This is a genomic window from Mesorhizobium sp. WSM4814 (assembly GCF_055811595.1).
Map to the genome: position 1 here is coordinate 1 of NZ_JBVVQT010000046.1, position 16,600 is coordinate 16,600.

Annotated in this window: 15 protein-coding genes; 3 read left to right on the forward strand and 12 right to left on the reverse strand. The window is 63.0% G+C overall.

Annotation, left to right across the window (positions count from 1 at the left end):
- Window positions 1-330 precede the first annotated feature (330 nt).
- Window positions 331-1,224, forward strand: coding sequence for a sugar phosphate isomerase/epimerase family protein (locus tag AC0L2V_RS31520; protein WP_473510902.1), 894 nt, complete (start codon window positions 331-333; stop codon window positions 1,222-1,224).
- A gap of 48 nt (window positions 1,225-1,272) precedes the next feature.
- Here AC0L2V_RS31520 and AC0L2V_RS31525 read toward each other — a convergent pair whose 3' ends face one another.
- From AC0L2V_RS31525 to uxuA, 11 genes are all read right to left on the reverse strand, one after another.
- A complete protein-coding gene (locus AC0L2V_RS31525) occupies window positions 1,273-3,039 on the reverse strand; it encodes a CoA-transferase (RefSeq protein WP_473522112.1) in 1,767 nt (588 codons plus the stop codon).
- Entirely contained in the window at window positions 3,036-3,821 is a 786-nt protein-coding gene (locus tag AC0L2V_RS31530; protein WP_473510906.1) for an enoyl-CoA hydratase/isomerase family protein, read from the reverse strand. Before AC0L2V_RS31530 ends, AC0L2V_RS31525 begins: the two co-directional genes overlap by 4 nt.
- A 2-nt stretch (window positions 3,822-3,823) precedes the next feature.
- Window positions 3,824-5,029, reverse strand: coding sequence for a CaiB/BaiF CoA transferase family protein (locus AC0L2V_RS31535; RefSeq protein WP_473510908.1), 1,206 nt, complete (start codon window positions 5,027-5,029; stop codon window positions 3,824-3,826).
- Window positions 5,030-5,050: 21 nt separating this feature from the next.
- On the reverse strand, window positions 5,051-5,836 hold the full coding sequence (locus tag AC0L2V_RS31540; protein WP_473510910.1) for an SDR family NAD(P)-dependent oxidoreductase: 786 nt from the start codon (window positions 5,834-5,836) through the stop codon (window positions 5,051-5,053).
- A gap of 1 nt (window position 5,837) precedes the next feature.
- Complete coding sequence (locus tag AC0L2V_RS31545; RefSeq protein ID WP_473493373.1) at window positions 5,838-6,833, reverse strand: ABC transporter permease; 996 nt, start codon at window positions 6,831-6,833, stop codon at window positions 5,838-5,840.
- A gap of 63 nt (window positions 6,834-6,896) precedes the next feature.
- Window positions 6,897-8,429 carry a sugar ABC transporter ATP-binding protein gene (locus tag AC0L2V_RS31550; RefSeq protein WP_473510911.1) on the reverse strand — a complete coding sequence of 511 codons (1,533 nt, stop codon included), beginning with the start codon at window positions 8,427-8,429 and terminating at the stop codon, window positions 6,897-6,899.
- Complete coding sequence (locus AC0L2V_RS31555; RefSeq protein ID WP_473522113.1) at window positions 8,419-9,402, reverse strand: ABC transporter permease; 984 nt, start codon at window positions 9,400-9,402, stop codon at window positions 8,419-8,421. The genes AC0L2V_RS31550 and AC0L2V_RS31555 overlap by 11 nt, the downstream gene beginning before the upstream one ends.
- Window positions 9,403-9,537: 135 nt before the next feature.
- Entirely contained in the window at window positions 9,538-10,569 is a 1,032-nt protein-coding gene (locus tag AC0L2V_RS31560) for a sugar ABC transporter substrate-binding protein (RefSeq protein WP_473510915.1), read from the reverse strand.
- A gap of 25 nt (window positions 10,570-10,594) precedes the next feature.
- Window positions 10,595-11,446 carry an IclR family transcriptional regulator gene (locus tag AC0L2V_RS31565; protein WP_473510916.1) on the reverse strand — a complete coding sequence of 284 codons (852 nt, stop codon included), beginning with the start codon at window positions 11,444-11,446 and terminating at the stop codon, window positions 10,595-10,597.
- Entirely contained in the window at window positions 11,446-12,594 is a 1,149-nt protein-coding gene (locus AC0L2V_RS31570) for an extracellular solute-binding protein (protein ID WP_473517762.1), read from the reverse strand. Before AC0L2V_RS31570 ends, AC0L2V_RS31565 begins: the two co-directional genes overlap by 1 nt.
- 117 nt (window positions 12,595-12,711) lie before the next feature.
- Window positions 12,712-13,896 carry a mannonate dehydratase gene (gene uxuA, locus AC0L2V_RS31575; RefSeq protein WP_473510920.1) on the reverse strand — a complete coding sequence of 395 codons (1,185 nt, stop codon included), beginning with the start codon at window positions 13,894-13,896 and terminating at the stop codon, window positions 12,712-12,714.
- Window positions 13,897-13,972: 76 nt separating this feature from the next.
- Here uxuA and AC0L2V_RS31580 point away from each other — a divergent pair, with 76 nt between their 5' ends.
- Together AC0L2V_RS31580 and ftsZ are read left to right on the forward strand one after the other, a co-directional pair.
- Window positions 13,973-14,758 (forward strand): SDR family NAD(P)-dependent oxidoreductase, encoded by a 786-nt coding sequence (locus tag AC0L2V_RS31580; protein ID WP_091595352.1) that lies wholly within the window; start codon window positions 13,973-13,975, stop codon window positions 14,756-14,758.
- Window positions 14,759-15,023: 265 nt separating this feature from the next.
- Window positions 15,024-16,031 carry a cell division protein FtsZ gene (gene ftsZ, locus AC0L2V_RS31585; protein WP_023797312.1) on the forward strand — a complete coding sequence of 336 codons (1,008 nt, stop codon included), beginning with the start codon at window positions 15,024-15,026 and terminating at the stop codon, window positions 16,029-16,031.
- A gap of 181 nt (window positions 16,032-16,212) precedes the next feature.
- Here ftsZ and AC0L2V_RS31590 read toward each other — a convergent pair whose 3' ends face one another.
- Window positions 16,213-16,446 (reverse strand): DUF6429 family protein, encoded by a 234-nt coding sequence (locus tag AC0L2V_RS31590; RefSeq protein WP_473510921.1) that lies wholly within the window; start codon window positions 16,444-16,446, stop codon window positions 16,213-16,215.
- Window positions 16,447-16,600 lie beyond the last annotated feature (154 nt).

The following is a 16,600-nucleotide window of genomic DNA, read 5'->3' on the forward strand; positions in this document are numbered from 1 at the left end:
CATGGCATCGGCGGACGCGAGGCCCGGCAGCGCATTGCCGCGCTGCTCGATATCGTCGACATGCCGGGCCGTCAGCAGGCCCACGGGCGCCCGCGTTGCGGGGGCCCGTGGCGGCGCCGCGGCGGGGCCCCGGGGCGGCGCCCCCCGCCGCGTACCCCGCACCAGACCCTTAAGGACAAAACGGGCGGGCCCGCGGCCCGATAGCTAAAGCCACCAACGGCTGGGGCGGCGGGGTGACCGGCCGCACCAATTTTTGTTTGAGCATCGGATTATTCGCAAAACCGGTTCCCACTTCTTGGGTCCGATGCTCTCGAGCAGCAGGAGACGATCATGTCGCGCATTGGAATCCACTCTTTCGTCTGGTCGGCGAGCTCGGCGCAAGACGACCTCGAACGGACGCTGGCCAACACCAGGGAGGCGGGCTTCGACCTGATCGAATTCTCCTATCTTGACCCTGCCAATGTCGATGTTGGCGGGCTGGCCAAGCGCATCGCCGAGCTCGATCTCGGCGTGGCGATCAGCATCGGGCTGCCGCCCGACGGCGACATTTCAAGCGCCGACAAGGCGATTGCCGCGCGCGGCGTCGAAGTCCTCAATGACACGATCGCGCTCACCCGGGATCTCGGCGGCCGGAAGGTCGCCGGCATCCTCAGCACCAGCCATGGATTGCAGACTGAGGCGCCGACGCGCGATCAATGGAACCGCAGTGCCGCCACGCTTGCCAAGGTCGCGGAGACCGCCAAGGCCGCCGGCGTCACCCTCAACCTCGAAATCGTCAACCGCTTCGAGAGCAATCTGCTCAACACCGCGGCGCAAGGGTTGGCCTTCATCGAGGACACCGGTTCCGACAACATTTTTCTGCATCTCGATACGTTCCATATGAACATCGAGGAGGCGGATGTCGGGTTGGCCATCCGCCACGCCGCCAAAAAGATCGGCTATGTCCATATCGGCGAGAGCCATCGCGGCTTCCTCGGCACCGGCAACATCGACTTTGCCGCGATCTTCGATGCGCTGACCGCAATCGGCTATGGCGACGACCTCAGCTTCGAATCCTTCTCGTCGGAGATCGTCGACGAGAACCTGTCGAAGAAAACCGCCATCTGGCGCAATCTGTGGGCCGACAATATGGAGCTGGCCCGGCATGCGCGCCGCTTCATCGCCATCGGGCTGGAGACGGCGCGGCGCAAGGCCGAGCTTGTTGCGTCAAGCCATCGGCCTTAGGGTTTACCCGACATCGATCGATCGGGAACGATCGAGGCGTGGCGCTACTCAGCCTCCTGCGGTCTGCGCCGCGATGCAGCGCTCGAGCATGATGCGGTCGGCCGCGAGAATCTCGGCAATCAGCGCACCACGTTCCTTGGCACTGACGAATTCCAGGCGGCGCAGACCGAGGGGATCGATCCTGTTTCGCAGGATGGCGAGCGTAGCATCCGAAGGGAGCGGGACCTTCCGGCAGTCGGCATCGAATGTCACCGGAAAGCCGGTGGCATCACGGATCTGCTGCTGCGTGATATCAGGCATGGTTTCGATGACGATCAATTCCCGGGTCGATCGGTCGAGTCGAAACACACAAAGATCGGTGAACACCAGCGCCTCACCGGTCCGATAGCCCATCGGCTCGCGTTCATTCTGGGTGAGCAGGCCGCGCGCCGAACTGGCGATCTCGACGTCGTCTACCAGCGACTGCACCGAATGGCGGGGAATGTAGAGCAAATAGTCGCGATGCATGTTGGCGACGTCGGCCATGCCGCCCTGCCCTGGCAGCCGGATGAGGCCGCCGTCGCGCTTGCGCAGCGTAATGGTGTTGACACGGCCGCGTCGATCGACCTGCGCGGCGCCGACGATCTCATGCGTCACCGCACCGGCCTGATAGTAGGTCGAATAGGTGTCGTCGCCACCGGCATGCGCCACCGCCGTCTCGCAATCGAGGCTTTCGATCAGCGACAGGATCATTGGGCTAGGCGCGATATCGAGATGGCCGCAACTCATCGTCGCGATGATCATGTCCGGCGCGTGCGTCGCCTTTGCCAGCCGGTAGGCGACGTTGGCCAGCGGCGACACCGCGCCGGCGCTGGCAAAGCTCTCATTGTCGAGTTCGGCGGCGATGCGGGCGGCGATGATCTCGTCGATGGACGCCTTCTTTTCGCCGTGCACAAGCGCGGGCATTGCGAGGGCCGTTTCAGCTCGGACTTTCGCAGCTTTTTGAACCGGCTCCGGCACGCCTTCGGAAGGCAGGCGCAGCGTGTCCGCCAAAGGCGTTTCCCTGGTCGCGAACGCTCCCGACAACGCTTGATAATCGGTCACATAGAACGGCAGGCACGAGGCCGGATAGGCGCCGCCCGGCGCCAGCGCTATGGCCGAGACCTGATTGCGGGTGAGAATGCTCTGGCGCCCATCATGCCGCAGCGCGCCGACCGGGACGATTTCATCGACCGTGACCAGCACCTGCCGCGCCGCGCCGGCCATGGCGAAGTCGAGCGCCCTTGGCCCGATGATCTGGACATTGCCGCTCTCATCGGCGCGCTGGGCGTGGACGACGAACGTATCGAGCCGCAGCGGCGGGATGAACCCGGTCTCGGTGCTGGCAATGGGATCGGGCGCAGAGATCGCGCAAGGCACGCGCGCCAGCATGTCCGAGCCCAACGGAAGCTGGAACGGCATCGACGGCAGGTTTTGCTGCGCCGCCCGCAGCGCCTGGATCATCGCCAGCGCCGTCCAATCGCGAACCGGCACGGCATCCGTCTCGGCAGCCGCGCGGAACCGCGGCGGAAGGCCGAAAATATCCAGGCTGGAAAAGCAGAGGTCGATTTCCGCTACCGCATCCGCTTCGAGAAGCAGTTCGAGCGGCAGCCCGCCGGCCCAGCAGACGTAGCGCAAATCCTTGACGCCCGAGCCGGCGATGGCGCGCAGCAAGGCGATCGGCAGCCGGGCGAAATGGTGGCCACCGACGCCAAAGACGTCGCCGCCTCCGACCATCGCGGCCAGCCCCTCGACATCGGTGAAGCGGGGCCGGTTTGATTTGACCAGGGATATCATCGCGCAGCCTTCGCCCGCGCAGCGCTTTTCTCGGCAAAGGCCTTAACCCGCTGCCGGCCGGTCTCGCTGCGATAAAGCCTGCCCAGAATGTCGCGCTCCATGGCAAGACCGTCAGCCAGGACGCCAGACACCGCATGCGCCGTCAGCACTTTCAGTCCTTCGATTGCGGCAGCCGGTTCGGCGGCGATCATTTCGGCCAGTTCCAGCGCCCGCGGCATCAGCCTTTCGGCGTCGACGACCTCGTTGACCAGTCCGGCCTCGATCAATTCGGAAGCCGGCACGATGGCTCCGGTCATCAGCAGGAGATTGGCGCGGTTGCGGCCGAGTTTCTGGACGCTGCGCTGTGTGCCGCCGCCGCCGGGGATCAGCCCGAGCTTGATCTCCGGCAGGCCGAATTTCGCGAACTGGCTGGCGACCACGATGTCGCAACACAGCACCAGCTCCATGCCGCCGCCCAGCGCGAAGCCGTTGACCGCGGCGATCACCGGCTTGCGGTTGTTCTCGATCGCCGCATACAGGCGCGCGCCGGCGGCCTGGAAGGCGTCGAACTCGGCAGCCGTCTGGCCGGCATATTCCTTGATGTCGGCGCCGGCCATGAAGCCGCGCCCCTCGCCGGTCACCACGATCGCACTGACGCCGTCATCCTGCGATAGCGCCTCGAAGGCGCCGGTGATCTCGCCTTGCATCAACCGGTTCATGGCATTGAGCTGGTCGGCGCGCCTGAAAGTGACGACGGCGACGCGGCCCGAGGTATCGACCGTGAGTGTCTGGTAGGCGGGCATTGTCAGGCAGCGTCCACGGTCATGTCGCCGGACGCCTCCAGCGCGGCGATCTCATCCTTGGAGACGCCGAACTCGGCCAGGATTTCGCGACCATGCTGGCCGACCAATGGCGCCGGCCGTTCGATGGTTGCCGGCGTCTCGCTCATCGTGACTGCAGGTGCCACCACCCTGACCTTGCCGCCGCGCGGATGATCGTAGCTGGTGATCATGCCCATGTGCTTGACCTGCGGATCGTCGGCCGCGCGTCTTATGTCCTTCACCTCGGCGCACCAGATGTCGACTGCGAGCAGCCGCCCCAGCAGATCCTGCGTCGCAAACTTCCTGGTCTCGGCGTTGACCCTTTCGAACACCTCGTCGCGCTTGTCGAACAGGGTTTTCAGATCGTCGTAGACGGCAAGCTGCGGCGCTTCCAATGTCTCATACAGCGTCCTGAACGGGCTCATGGCGATCGACAAATAGCCGCCGTCCTTTGTTTCGTAGATGCCGAACGGCGCCTGCATGCCGGGATGGCCGATACCGGAATTCGGGCGCACGAAATCTTCGCCGAGATTGAGCACGGCGACATATTCCTGGTTGAGATGCGCGAGCAGGCCGGCCAGCAGATTGACCTCGATCTTCTGGCCCTTGCCGGTTTTCTCGCGATAGTAGAGCGCCGACAATATGCCGTAGACCATGTTCATCGCGCCGATCTGGTCGGCGAGACCAGCACCCGCCGGAACGGGAGCCTGGTCGCCGCGGCCGGTGTTGGAAATCAGCCCCGACAGCCCCTGGATCAGCATGTCCTGGCCGGGACGCTCAACATAGGGACCCTCCTCGCCATAGCCGGAGCCCGAGCAATAGATGATGCCGGGATTGATGGCCTTGAAGTCCTCGTAGCCGTAGCCAAGCTTGGCCAGTACGCCGGGGCGAAAATTCTGCACCACGACGTCGGCCGCCTTCGCCATCTCCATGATGATCGCATGCACCTTGCGGCTCTTCAAATTGAGCGCGATGGAGCGCTTGTTGCGGTTCCAGGCGAGGAAGTTCGGGCTCTCGGAACCGCCGACCCATTTGGCGAAGAAGGTCATGCTGCGGAACATGTCGCCGGCGCCGGCGCGCTCGATCTTGATGACGTCGGCGCCCATGTCGCCGAGCAGCTGGGTTGCGAACGGCCCCTGCAGCAGATGGCTGAAATCAAGAATGCGGACGCCTTCGAGGGCTTTGTTCATATCATTTCTCGTTTCGTGTCTTCAAAGCAGATCGGGAACATAGCGTGGCGCGGCGGTGAGCCCGCCGTCGACGCGCAGGTCGGTACCGGTGGTGAAGCCGGCAGCGTCAGAGGCGAGATAGACGGCGGCTTCGGCCACTTCGGAAGGCTCGCCGATGCGGCCGAGCGGATGCATCTTCACCCAGGCCTTGGCGAGATTGCCGCCGGTCTCCCTGACCAGCCTGTCGTTCATCGGCGTGTTGATGGTGCCTGGCGAGATCGAGTTGACGCGGATGTTGAGCGGGCCGAATTCGACCGCCATCTGGCGTGTCATCGCCATCACCGCGCCCTTGGCGCCGGCATAGGCGGTCCAGCCGTCGAGCCCGACATGCCCTTGTGCGGAGGCCATGTTGATGATCGAGCCCGATTTCTGCGCGATCATGTGCGGCAACGCGTATTTGCAGCCGCGGAAGACGCTGGTCAGGTTGACCGCGATCAGGCGGTGCCACTGCTCTTCGGTCATCTCGTGGACCGGCATGCCGCCGATGGCGATGGCGGCGTTGTTGACCATGACGTCGAGATGGCCGGTCTTGCCGACGGCCGTGGCGATGACATTGGCGATGTCGGCCTCCTTCGACACGTCGCAATGCAAATAGTCGGCATCGTGGCCGGCCGCGCGCAGTTCCGCCGCGAAATGTTCACCCCTCTCGTCGGCAATGTCGCTCAGGAAGACATGCGCACCCTCCCTTGCCATCGCCTCTGCAATCGCATGGCCGATGCCGTCGGCGGCGCCCGTTATGACGGCGGTTTTCCCCTTGAGACGATCCATGTCAGCCTCCAATGATGCGCCGGCGCTTCGCTTCGTCGAAAGCGACCGCGGCGATGATGATCATGCCGGTGATGACCAGCTGCCATTCGGTCGGCAGGCCGAGGCCGCGCAGTCCGTTGGACAGGAACTGCAGGATCAGCACGCCGAGCGCCATGCCGGTCAGGCTGCCGATGCCGCCGGCAAGACTCACCCCGCCGAGCACGGTGGCGGCAACGACCTGGAACTCGAAATTCAGTCCCGCCGTGTGCTGCGCCGAGCCGACGCGGGCCGCCAGGATGATGCCGGCAACCGTCGCCAGCAGCGCGCTGATGACGAAGCAGATGAACTTGACGCGGCGCACATCATAGCCGGCGAGGCGTGCCACTTCCGGATTGCCGCCGACGGCATAGATCTGCCGTCCAAACGGCCGGTGCTGCATCATGTAGGCGAAGGCGACGAGCAGGACGATCGCAATCACCGCCGAATAGGGTACGACATTGAACAGGCGGCCATCCGACAGCGCGATGAAGCTGTCGAGAGCGGCATCGTCGGGGATCGCGCGCTGGCCGGTATAAAGATACACGCCACCGCGCATGATGAACATTGTGCCGAGCGTCACGATCAGCGAGTTGATGCCGGCATAGGCGGTGAGATAGCCATTCACCACACCGATGATCAGCCCGAACAGCAGCGCGCCGCTGATGCCGAGCGCAAGCGAGTTGGTGTCGTTCATGATGATGATCAGCGGCAGGGCGATGGTCGCCAGCAGTGACCCGAACGAAATGTCGACCTCGCCGGAGATGAAGACGATGGCGCAGCCGATGCCGGCGGTGAGCGCCAGCGAAGCCTGGCCGAGCACATTGGTGATGTTGCGCACGGAGAAGAAATTCTCGGCGGTAAAGGAAAAGAACGCGATCACCAGGATGAGGCAGAGGAGCAGCGCCAGCTCCTGCCGCGCCAAGAGTCGCGCCAGCATGGACGGCCCGGCTTTCATCGTATCGGTGCTTGCAAGGCTCATCGCTTGCTCCCTTCGAAGGCGTCGGCCGAATGACAGGGAATGCTGCCGCGAGGCGACATGGTCTTATCCGATCGCTGCATTGAGGATTTTCTCCTGCGTGGCGTCGTCGCGGGACATGATCGCGGTGAGCCGGCCTTCGCACATCACCGCGACGCGGTCGGCAAGTCCCAGCAGCTCGGGCATTTCCGACGTCATCATGACGACCGCCAGGCCTTCGCCGGCGAGCCGGTCGATGAGCGCGAAGATCTCCGACTTGGCGCCGACATCTATACCACGGGTCGGCTCGTCGACGACGATCACCTTGAGGCCCCGCATCAGCCAGCGCGAGATCAGCACCTTCTGCTGATTGCCGCCGGACAGGTTCTTCACCTGCTGGAACAAGCTGGGCGTCCTGATGCGGAAACGGTCGACATAGTCTTGAACCGCCTTGCGTTCCCTGGCCTTGTCGATGAAGCCCATGCTGGCGAAGGCGCCGAGCGAGGCGAGGCTGGCATTCTGGTAAACCGGCAAATCGCCCATCAGCCCTTCGCTCTTGCGGTCCTCGGTGAGCAGGCCGATGCCGAGCCGGACGCCGGTGTGCGTGTCATGCGGCATCAAGCGATGACCGTCGACGGAAATCGTGCCGGAGGTGACCGGATCGAAGCCGACGATCGCCTTGGCGAGCTCGGTTCGCCCGGCCCCCATCAAGCCGAAGAAGCCGAGGACTTCGCCGGCATGCGCTTCGAAGGACACGCCCTTCAGCTTCTTCGCCGTGCTGAGCCCTTGCACGGAAAGGGCGACCTTGCTGCCCGGCGCGCCGCGCTTGCGGGGAAACAGGCTTTCAATGCGCCGGCCGATCATGTCCTGGATCAGCGTGTCGTTGGTGTGATCACCGATTGGCCTGGTCGAGACGTGCCGGCCGTCGCGCAGAACAGTGACCGTGTCGGCGATCTCGAAAACCTCGTCGAGCTTGTGGCTGACATAGAGCACCGCAATGCCGAGTGCGGCCAGCCGACGGATGACGGTGAACAGCAGCGAAATCTCATTCGGTGTCAGCGACGACGTCGGCTCGTCCATCACCACGACGCGGGCTTCGTGGGCGAGCGCGCGGGCGATCTCGACCATCTGCTGCTGGCTGACCGGCAGCGATCCCGTCCGCGCCGCCGGATCGACGTTAAAACCGATGCGGTTGAACAGCGCGGCGGAATCCGCGCGGATCTTTCGCCAGTCGATCGAGCCGCCCTTTCCGGTCGGATAGCCTTCGAGGAAGATATTCTCGGCGACGGTGAACTCGGAGATCAGCGCGATCTCCTGGAAGACGACCTTGATGCCCTCTTTCAGGCTGTCGCGCGGGGACTTGATGTCGAGCTCGCGGCCGCGCATGCGGATGATGCCGGCATCCTTGCCGTAGACCCCGGCCATGATCTTGATGAGCGTTGACTTGCCGGCACCGTTCTCGCCCATCAAGGCGTGGATCTTGCCGGGCTCCAGCGTGAGGTCGACGTTGTCCAGCGCCACCACGCCCGGAAAGCGCTTGCCGATGCCGCGCATCTCGAGCGCCGGCACGCCTGTGTCGACGGCCGCGCCTTCGCTGGAGTGAAGGAAATCAACCGACATTGGCTCTGTTCCGGATGATGTCGAGATAGGTCGCCAGAATGATCACCACGCCGGGCACCACCATCTGCAGATCCTGGTTCCAGCCGAGAATGATGATGCCGTTGTCGATGACCTTCAGCACCAGAACGCCGAGCAGCGTGCCGAACAGCGTGCCGCGCCCGCCGAGCAGGCTGGTGCCGCCGAGGATGACGGCGGCGATAACCGTCAGCTCGAAGCCACGTCCGGCGGTTGGCTGGCCCGCATTCATCAGCGACGACAGGATCATGCCGGCAACCCCGACGCACAGGCCGGTGACGACGAAGGCAAACAGTTTCAGGCGTTCCGAGCGCACTCCGGAAAGTCGAACCGCTCGCTCATTGGCGCCGACCGCATAGAGGTAACGGCCAAGCGTGGTGAAGCGCAGCGTCACGGCTGCAATGGCGAAGATGACTACCGCGATGACGACGGGCAACGGGATCGCGCCGATATAGCCGGCACCCAGATCAGTGAAGGAGATAAGCCGATGGTGGTTCTGCACGGCCTCGCGGGTGAACAGATAGACGCCGCCCTGCAGCATCATCATCGTGCCGATGGTGGCGATCAGCGAGTTCACCTTGAGCCTGGTGACAACCAGTCCATTGAACAGGCCGACCCCACCGGCAAAGGCGAGTGCTGCCAACATGCCGAGTGCGAGATTGTGCGTCGAATTCAGCACTGCCATGCCGATACAGCCGACAAAGGCGAGCGACGCCCCGACCGAGAGATCGACTTCGGCGGTGATGATCAGCATGGTCATGCCCGAGGCAACGATCAGCACCAGCGCGCATTGGCGCAGGATGGCAATGATATTGGCCTCGGAATAGAACTGTGGCGCCACCATCGAGATGGCGATGCAGAGCATGGCCAGAATCACGCCTAACACGAGCTGGCTGCTGCCCAATAGCTGGCCGACGATGAAACGCCTTGGCGCGGAAGATTGCGTAAGCTCGCTCATTTTCCATTCATTCCGGGCGGCGTCGGCGCCGCCGCCATATGGAAACCTGCAGGCCCGAAACCGGGCGGTTAACCTGTTTGCCGTCGGCATCCGATCCCTGCCCTTCCCGCCGTGCGGGAAGGGCACCCGAAATTCTTACTTCTTCAGATCGGCGGAGGTTTTCATGCACTTTTCCGGCGGCTGGAGCGCATTGACGGCGTCCCATTTGATCGTCCGGACAGTGCCGTCATAATCGTAGTACTTCTTCCAGTCGTCGCCTTTCATAGGCGCGGTCGGGCTGACGATGTGCTCGGGCACCTCTTCGCCGTTGAACAGCTTCACTGCGGCATCGATAGCGGTGTAGCCTTCCTTTTCCGGGAACATCGCGGCTTCGATACGGTAGGATGGCTCGTTCTGTATGGCATTGATGAAGGCAAGGCCTTCGCCACCCGTGCCGACTGTCAACAAATTGTCCTGCGACTTGCCGGCCGCTTTCCAGGCCTGCAGGCCGCCCAGCGAAGAGGAATCGTTGATGCCATAGATGATGTTGATGTCGGCATTCTTGGCCAGTGCCGCCGAGGACACTTCGAGCGCGCGGTCGGGATTGCCGCCGCCGTCGAGGTCGTGGACCATGACCGCGTCGGGGATGATGGTCTTGAGGCCATCCATGAAGCCTTGCGAGCGCAGGACGGTCGCCGACAGGAGCGGCAGGCCGACATTCATCACCTGGGCTTTGCCGCCGAGCTTTTCCTTGGCGTATTTGCCTGCTTCGACGCCGGCCGTGTATCCGGTATCATAGTCGCAGATCGCGACCATCGTCGTCATGCCCTTGACCGGATTGCCTTCCAGAACGACCGGGACGTCATTGGACTTCGCCTGGCGCAGCAGCGGCACGACGCCCTCCTCATTGACGGGCGTGACGATCAGCACGTCGACGCCCTTGGCCATGAAGTCTTCCGCGGCAGAAACCTGCTTGGCGATATCGAGATTGGCGTCCTGCACCTCAAGCTCGATGCCGAGTTCCTTGGCACGGGCCTGCATGCCCCTGATGACGTTCTGATACCACTCATGGGTGGCGTAGTTGGTGACGTAGCCGATGCGCTTCGGCATGTTTTCGGCCTGCGCGGCAGCGGCGCTCAGAGCCAGCACGGCCGCCGAAGCAAACAGGATTGACTTGGACCAGTTCATCTTCTTCTCCCTATTTATCGTCTTGTTAGTTGCTGAACGGATAGTCCCGCCGTTCCGGGTCCGCACGTGAGGAGGCGATGGCTTCACCCGCGCCTAACGCCGCCGATATCGTCTCGGCGGCCGCCTTCGCCCGTTCGAAGACGGTCTCGCGATCGAAGCGCGCGGCTTTCTGCGGCAGGAATGGTATGGTCAGCGCGGCAATGACCGCACCGGTGTGATCGCGCACCGGCATCGAGACATTGGTGCAGGCCTCGACGGCCAGCGAGGCGCGCATCTCGTAGCCGAGCCCTGCGACTTCGTTCAGCCGCGCTTCGATTTCGGCCCGCGTGCCCTGCCCTTCGCCGGCAGCGACGATCCGCTCGACGATGCGGTCACGCTCGGCGCGGTTCGAATGCGCGAGCAGCACCGCGCCGGAGCTCGTTTCAAGGATCGGGAAATGTGAGCCGAGCGCGACCGAGTAGCGCATCGGCAAAGGCGAATCGATCTGCAGCACCACCAGCGCGCTCTCGCCTTCGCGAACGACCAGATGACAGCTTTGATCGGTATTGGCCGAGAGCTCGCGCATCACCGGCAGCGCGCATTCGACCAGCCGGTTTACCGGCGGATGCATATGCGCCAGCTCGAACAGCTTTAGCGAAAGCCGGAAGCGATCGGATTGCGTCCGGAAGATGTAGCCGCGCTTCTCCAGCAGAAGCAGGATGCGGTATATCTCGTGGATGGAGCGTCCCAGGCCGGCAGCGATTTCGGTCTGGGTCAGCGGCTCGGCGCTGGACGCCATGAACTCCAAGACATCGAGCGCCTTTTCCACTGCCGGCACCCGATATCCGTTGCGGCTGCTTTCGCCTTCATCGACGATCTGGGCTATGTCGGCGGCCATTATGCGACGCTCCGTTCCGGCTGGGTTTGCCTGGTCTCGCGGTAAAGGCGGTTCAGCCGGTCCGCGAGCTCCGTCGCGGGCATGTCGCCGGCGATGGCAGCGGCCGCATGCGGCGCGCATTCGCGGAAAAAGGCGATGAAGCCTGGATGTGTCGGGCGCAGGTAGGACGCTTCGATCGTCGCCAGCGTCGAACTGAAGAAATTGCCAGAAAAATCGTTGACGTCGGCGTCCTTCCAAGCCGCCAGCGATCCCGGCTGTCCGCCTGCTTTCACGTAGTCGCCGCGCTGGTAGCCGGGCGAGCACAGAAAAAGCGCGTAGTCGATGGCGGCCTGTTTGTGTTTCGACTGGGCGCTGACCCCGATGCCGGCACCACCGAGCAAGGCGCCGGCGGATCGCGGGGTCGGCACGTCGGCGCAACGCAGATACGGCCGGTCGGCTTTCGAGGCATAGTTCACATAGCCGAAGGCGAACGGCACATAGACCACATCGTCATGCGCGATCATGTGGTCATAGCAGCGGATCGGATTCCATTTCGACGAATTCGGATGCGACAGCTCGGCAAGCTGGCGCAACTGCGCGACAGCCTGCTCGACCTTCTCCCTTGCAATGAACTCCTCGCCGTTTTCCTGCGGATGGCCGAGCGTCAAGAGCAGGCACATGGCGTCGGTCGACACGAACGGCAGGCCAAGCCACTTGCCGTCCTTGCGCGCGCGCCGGCCAAGTTCCAGCACCTCTTCCTGGGTAGTGGGCACTGTTGCGTAGCGCTCCAGGAGATCCGGGCGATATGAAGCGATCTGGCAGGCGGCATCGATCGGCAGTGCCCACTGACGGCCGTTTCTTGCGTAGGATCGCCAGGACGCGCCGACCGAGTCGCGCTCGAACAAGCTGCGCTGTTCCGCCGAGAGATAGCCGTCGAACGGCACCATCAGTTCGCCGTCGGCAATGTCGCCGATGAAGGGATGGTCGAATACGATCAGATCATAGGCGCCGAGCACCGGACCAAGCACGCCCTCGCCGAATTCGTAGAGGCTGCGGCGGTCCCATTCGATTTCCAGAGCGGGATTGTTGGCGCAATACGTCTCGATGCTGGCGTCGAGCGGTCCCCAGCAGCGTCGATGATCCCACGCCAGACCGCGCAGCCTTGTCATTCCTGCAAAAACCTCCCTGAACCGGGCGAGAGCCATATCCGGGATTACTAGCAGGTATTTTCACCTGGGCAAGATATTTTCACATAAGAAAACTGTTTAGGCTTCCGGTTGCGATCCTCAGGCCAGCTCAAAACGTTCCACGGCGCGCATGATGCCACGCAGCTCGGCCAGGCCTTTCAGGCGGCCGATCAAAGAATAGCCGGGGTTGATCCTGGTCTTGCCGATATCGTCGGCGAGCAGATGGCCATGATCGGGTCGCATGGGAATCCGCCAATCAGCGCGACCTTCCCTTCGGCGGCGCGTCTCTTCCTGCATCAAAGCGAGGATGACATGCGCCATGTCGGTGCCGCCCTCCAGATGCTCGGCTTCATGGAAGGAGCCGTCATCCTCGATGGTTACATTGCGCAGATGGACGAAATGGATCCGGTCGGCGAACTCCTTGATCATGCCGACAATGTCGTTGTCTGCGCGCGTACCGTAGGAACCGGTGCAGAATGTCAGGCCGTTGGCCGGGCTGTCGACGGCGTTGAGGATGAAACGCGCGTCCTCGGCGGTCGAAACGATCCGTGGCAGGCCATAGAGCGAGAATGGCGGGTCGTCGGGATGGATGCACATGCGCACCCCCTCATGCTCGGCCACCGGAATGATCTCGCGCAAAAACCAGGCCAGATTGTCGCGCAGCTCCTTCGGCCCGATCGAGTCATATTCCGCCAATGCCTCGCGAAAACTATCACGGTCGTAGCTGCGCTCGGTTGCCGGCAGGCCGGCAATGAGATTGCGCTCGATCCTGTCGATCTGCTCTTCGCTCAATTCCTTCAGTCGCGATTCCGCTTCCGCGATACGTGCCGCGCTGTAGCCGAATTCGGCATTCCTGCGCTTCAGGACGAACAGGTCGTAGGCGGCAAAATCGATCGCATCGAACCGCAGTGCGTAGCCCGTCGTTGGAAGCCGATAGGCAAGGTCGGTGCGGGTCCAGTCGACCACCGGCATGAAGTTATAGCAGATCGTCGCAATGCCAGCCTTGGCGAGCGCACGGATCGTGTCCTTGTACCAGCCGACATAGCGAAGCCGTTCCGCCGAGCCGATCTTGATCGAATTGTGGACGGGAATGCTCTCCACAACCGACCAGGTCAGCCCTTCGGCCTCGATGACCCGCTTGCGCTCCAAAATGTCCGTCAAAGGCCAGGCGCGGCCGTCATAGATATTATGCAGGGCGGATACGACGCCCGTGGCTCCGGCCTGCTTGACATGATCGAGCGTCACCGGGTCGTCAGGGCCATACCAGCGCCAGCATTGTTCCATCGAGGCTTTTCCTTTGCGATAAAACGGAACCGTATTGTTGGGCCACAATGGAAGTCAAATTAAAGGAGTTTGCGCCATGAAGGATTTCGACGGCAAGATTGCTCTGGTGACGGGGACGACCGGGATCGGCCTGGCAACCGCCAGACGTCTTGCGGCGGGCGGGGCGGCGATCATCGCCTGCGGCATCGACCGCGCGGCCAACACGGCGATGAGAGCGGAACTGGGCAGCTCCGGCGCCGAGGCGCTGGTCGTGGCCGTCGACGTCTCCGTGCCGGATCAGGTCCGCGACGCGGTCGCAGCCGGTGTTGAACGGTTCGGCGGCCTCGATATCATCGTCAATTCCGCGGCGGTCCATCCGTATGGCACCGCTGTTAGCACCGATTTCGACATCTGGAACCGGGCGATGTCCGTCAATGTCGGCTCGATCTACCTGACCGCGCATTTCGGTATTCCGGAAATGATCAGGCGAGGCGGCGGCGCCATCGTCAACGTGGCTTCGGTGCAAGGTTTCGCCTGCCAGCAGAACGTCGCCGCCTATGCCACGACCAAGGGCGCCATCCACACATTGACGCGCGCTCTGGCGCTCGACCACGCGCGCTCCGGCATTCGCGTCAATTCCGTCAGCCCGGGCTCGATCCGCACCCCGATCCTGGAAAAGGCGGCGCGCGGCGAAAACGGCACCGACGCCGATGTCGAGGCCGCCTACAAGCGCTTCGGCGAAGCGCACCCCATCGGGCGCATCGGCGAGCCGGAGGAAGTGGCGGAACTCATCGCCTTTCTGTGTTCGTCGAAAGCCGGGTTCTGCACCGGGGCGGACTACAGGATCGATGGCGGCCTGACTGCCGGCATCGGCGTGAAGTAGAACGGGAAGATCGGTCTCGGCTTTACGGGAGACGTTGTCATCGGACGATTTTCGGTCAGCCGCCACACGAAGCACCGACGGGGCGAACCAATAGCGCATAACATGCGCGAGCGCGAATACTGCCCTTGCAGCCGGTTCAACCGTCTGATTCCCTTGGTTACGCTGGGCTGTCCTGATTCGCGCACTGTCAAAAATCTTTGCAGCGCGCCGGGAACAAGCCTTCCACCGACCGCTGCGCTTGCGCATTCAAGGGGAGAGACGGCAAATGAACACTGCAACGAGGCCGACAATCTCGGAGATGAGGCCCAAAATATCCGTCATCGGGGTTGGCGGCGGTGGCGGCAACGCCATCAACAACATGATCGCCGAAGGCTTGCAGGGCACCGAGTTCATCGTTGCCAACACCGATGCCCAGGCGCTCACCATGTCGAAGGCAACGCGGCTGATCCAATTGGGAGCGCACGTCACGGAAGGCCTTGGTGCAGGATCCCTGCCCGAGGTCGGCCATGCCGCGGCCGTGGAATCTATCGACGAAATCATGGACCATCTTGCGGGAACGCATATGTGTTTCGTGACCGCAGGCATGGGAGGCGGAACTGGAACCGGTGCAGCACCGGTCATAGCGCAGGCCGCGCGCAACGCAGGAATACTGACCGTGGCCGTCGTCACCAAGCCGTTCGTCTTCGAAGGAAACCGCCGAATGCATGCCGCCAATGAGGGCATCGAGCGGCTGCGCGAAAGCGCCGATACCGTCATCGTCATACCGAACCAGAACCTCTTCAGGATCGCCGATGCCAAGACGACGTTCGCGGACGCTTTCGCCATGGCGGACCGCGTACTATATGCCGGCGTCGGCTGCATCACCGATCTCATCGTCAAGGAAGGCCTGATCAATCTCGACTTTGCCGATGTGAAGTCGGTGATGCGCGATATGGGTCGCGCGATGATGGGGACCGGCGAAGCCACCGGCGAGGACCGCGCCAGGAAGGCAGCCGAAGCGGCGATCGCAAACCCGCTTCTCGACGAAGCGTCGATGATGGGCGCCAAGGGCGTCCTTGTCTCGATATCGGGCGGCACTGACATGACGCTGTTCGAGGTCGACGAAGCCGCCACGCGCATCCGCGAGGAGGTCGACGCCGATGCCGACATCATCGTCGGCGCCATTTTCGACAAGGCGCTCGCAGGAAAATTCAGGGTGTCGGTGGTTGCGACGGGATTGCGGCGGGGGCTTGAGATTCCGCTGACGGTGGGGTTGGAAAACCGTGTGAATTGAGCGACGCTCTTATGGCAGCACCACGGCAGGTTTCGACTGAAGGTCCGACGCACCGGACACCGCCGCCAGACGGTAATCGGGCGGAACGCCCAACCCTAATTGTTGCGGGATAAGCCTGCCGAGCAGGTTGTCGGTTTTGCCTGCGCGACTCTTGCTGTCGAATTGGAACGCCAGCCAGCGCTCATGGCGCCGGCCGCGTGAACAGGGTGCGGAACAATTCCTCAGCCCGTCGCGAGCCCTCATCTGTCAGAACCACCGACTTCGCCTTGTTTGCCGGATTGGCGATCAGTCCCTTCTGGTGCAAGCGATCCAGAGCATCCCAATCCAATCCCTTCCAGGCGCGCCTCTCTTCATGTAGCGTTAGCCAAAGCAGCCCGAGAACGGCATTGTCGATCTTGTCGGTGTCCATCTCCATGCCAAGCAGTTTAACACGGGAAAACGGCGCCTGCCGAGACCCACACCGTCGGGTAACTCGATGAGGATCAAACTGGCCGCGCCAGGCTGCAAACGCAAAACGGCCCGCGTGATGCGGGCCGTTTTGTGGATTTGGTTGCGGGGACAGGATTTGA

Bases quoted from the DNA above. Each gene is read 5' to 3' on its own strand.
- AC0L2V_RS31520 (WP_473510902.1), top strand. From the start codon at position 331: ATGTCGCGCATTGGAATCCACTCTTTCGTCTGGTCGGCGAGCTCGGCG.
- AC0L2V_RS31525 (WP_473522112.1), bottom strand. From the start codon at position 3,039: ATGATATCCCTGGTCAAATCAAACCGGCCCCGCTTCACCGATGTCGAG.
- AC0L2V_RS31530 (WP_473510906.1), bottom strand. From the start codon at position 3,821: ATGCCCGCCTACCAGACACTCACGGTCGATACCTCGGGCCGCGTCGCC.
- AC0L2V_RS31535 (WP_473510908.1), bottom strand. From the start codon at position 5,029: ATGAACAAAGCCCTCGAAGGCGTCCGCATTCTTGATTTCAGCCATCTG.
- AC0L2V_RS31540 (WP_473510910.1), bottom strand. From the start codon at position 5,836: ATGGATCGTCTCAAGGGGAAAACCGCCGTCATAACGGGCGCCGCCGAC.
- AC0L2V_RS31545 (WP_473493373.1), bottom strand. From the start codon at position 6,833: ATGAGCCTTGCAAGCACCGATACGATGAAAGCCGGGCCGTCCATGCTG.
- AC0L2V_RS31550 (WP_473510911.1), bottom strand. From the start codon at position 8,429: ATGTCGGTTGATTTCCTTCACTCCAGCGAAGGCGCGGCCGTCGACACA.
- AC0L2V_RS31555 (WP_473522113.1), bottom strand. From the start codon at position 9,402: ATGAGCGAGCTTACGCAATCTTCCGCGCCAAGGCGTTTCATCGTCGGC.
- AC0L2V_RS31560 (WP_473510915.1), bottom strand. From the start codon at position 10,569: ATGAACTGGTCCAAGTCAATCCTGTTTGCTTCGGCGGCCGTGCTGGCT.
- AC0L2V_RS31565 (WP_473510916.1), bottom strand. From the start codon at position 11,446: ATGGCCGCCGACATAGCCCAGATCGTCGATGAAGGCGAAAGCAGCCGC.
- AC0L2V_RS31570 (WP_473517762.1), bottom strand. From the start codon at position 12,594: ATGACAAGGCTGCGCGGTCTGGCGTGGGATCATCGACGCTGCTGGGGA.
- uxuA (WP_473510920.1), bottom strand. From the start codon at position 13,896: ATGGAACAATGCTGGCGCTGGTATGGCCCTGACGACCCGGTGACGCTC.
- AC0L2V_RS31580 (WP_091595352.1), top strand. From the start codon at position 13,973: ATGAAGGATTTCGACGGCAAGATTGCTCTGGTGACGGGGACGACCGGG.
- ftsZ (WP_023797312.1), top strand. From the start codon at position 15,024: ATGAACACTGCAACGAGGCCGACAATCTCGGAGATGAGGCCCAAAATA.
- AC0L2V_RS31590 (WP_473510921.1), bottom strand. From the start codon at position 16,446: ATGGAGATGGACACCGACAAGATCGACAATGCCGTTCTCGGGCTGCTT.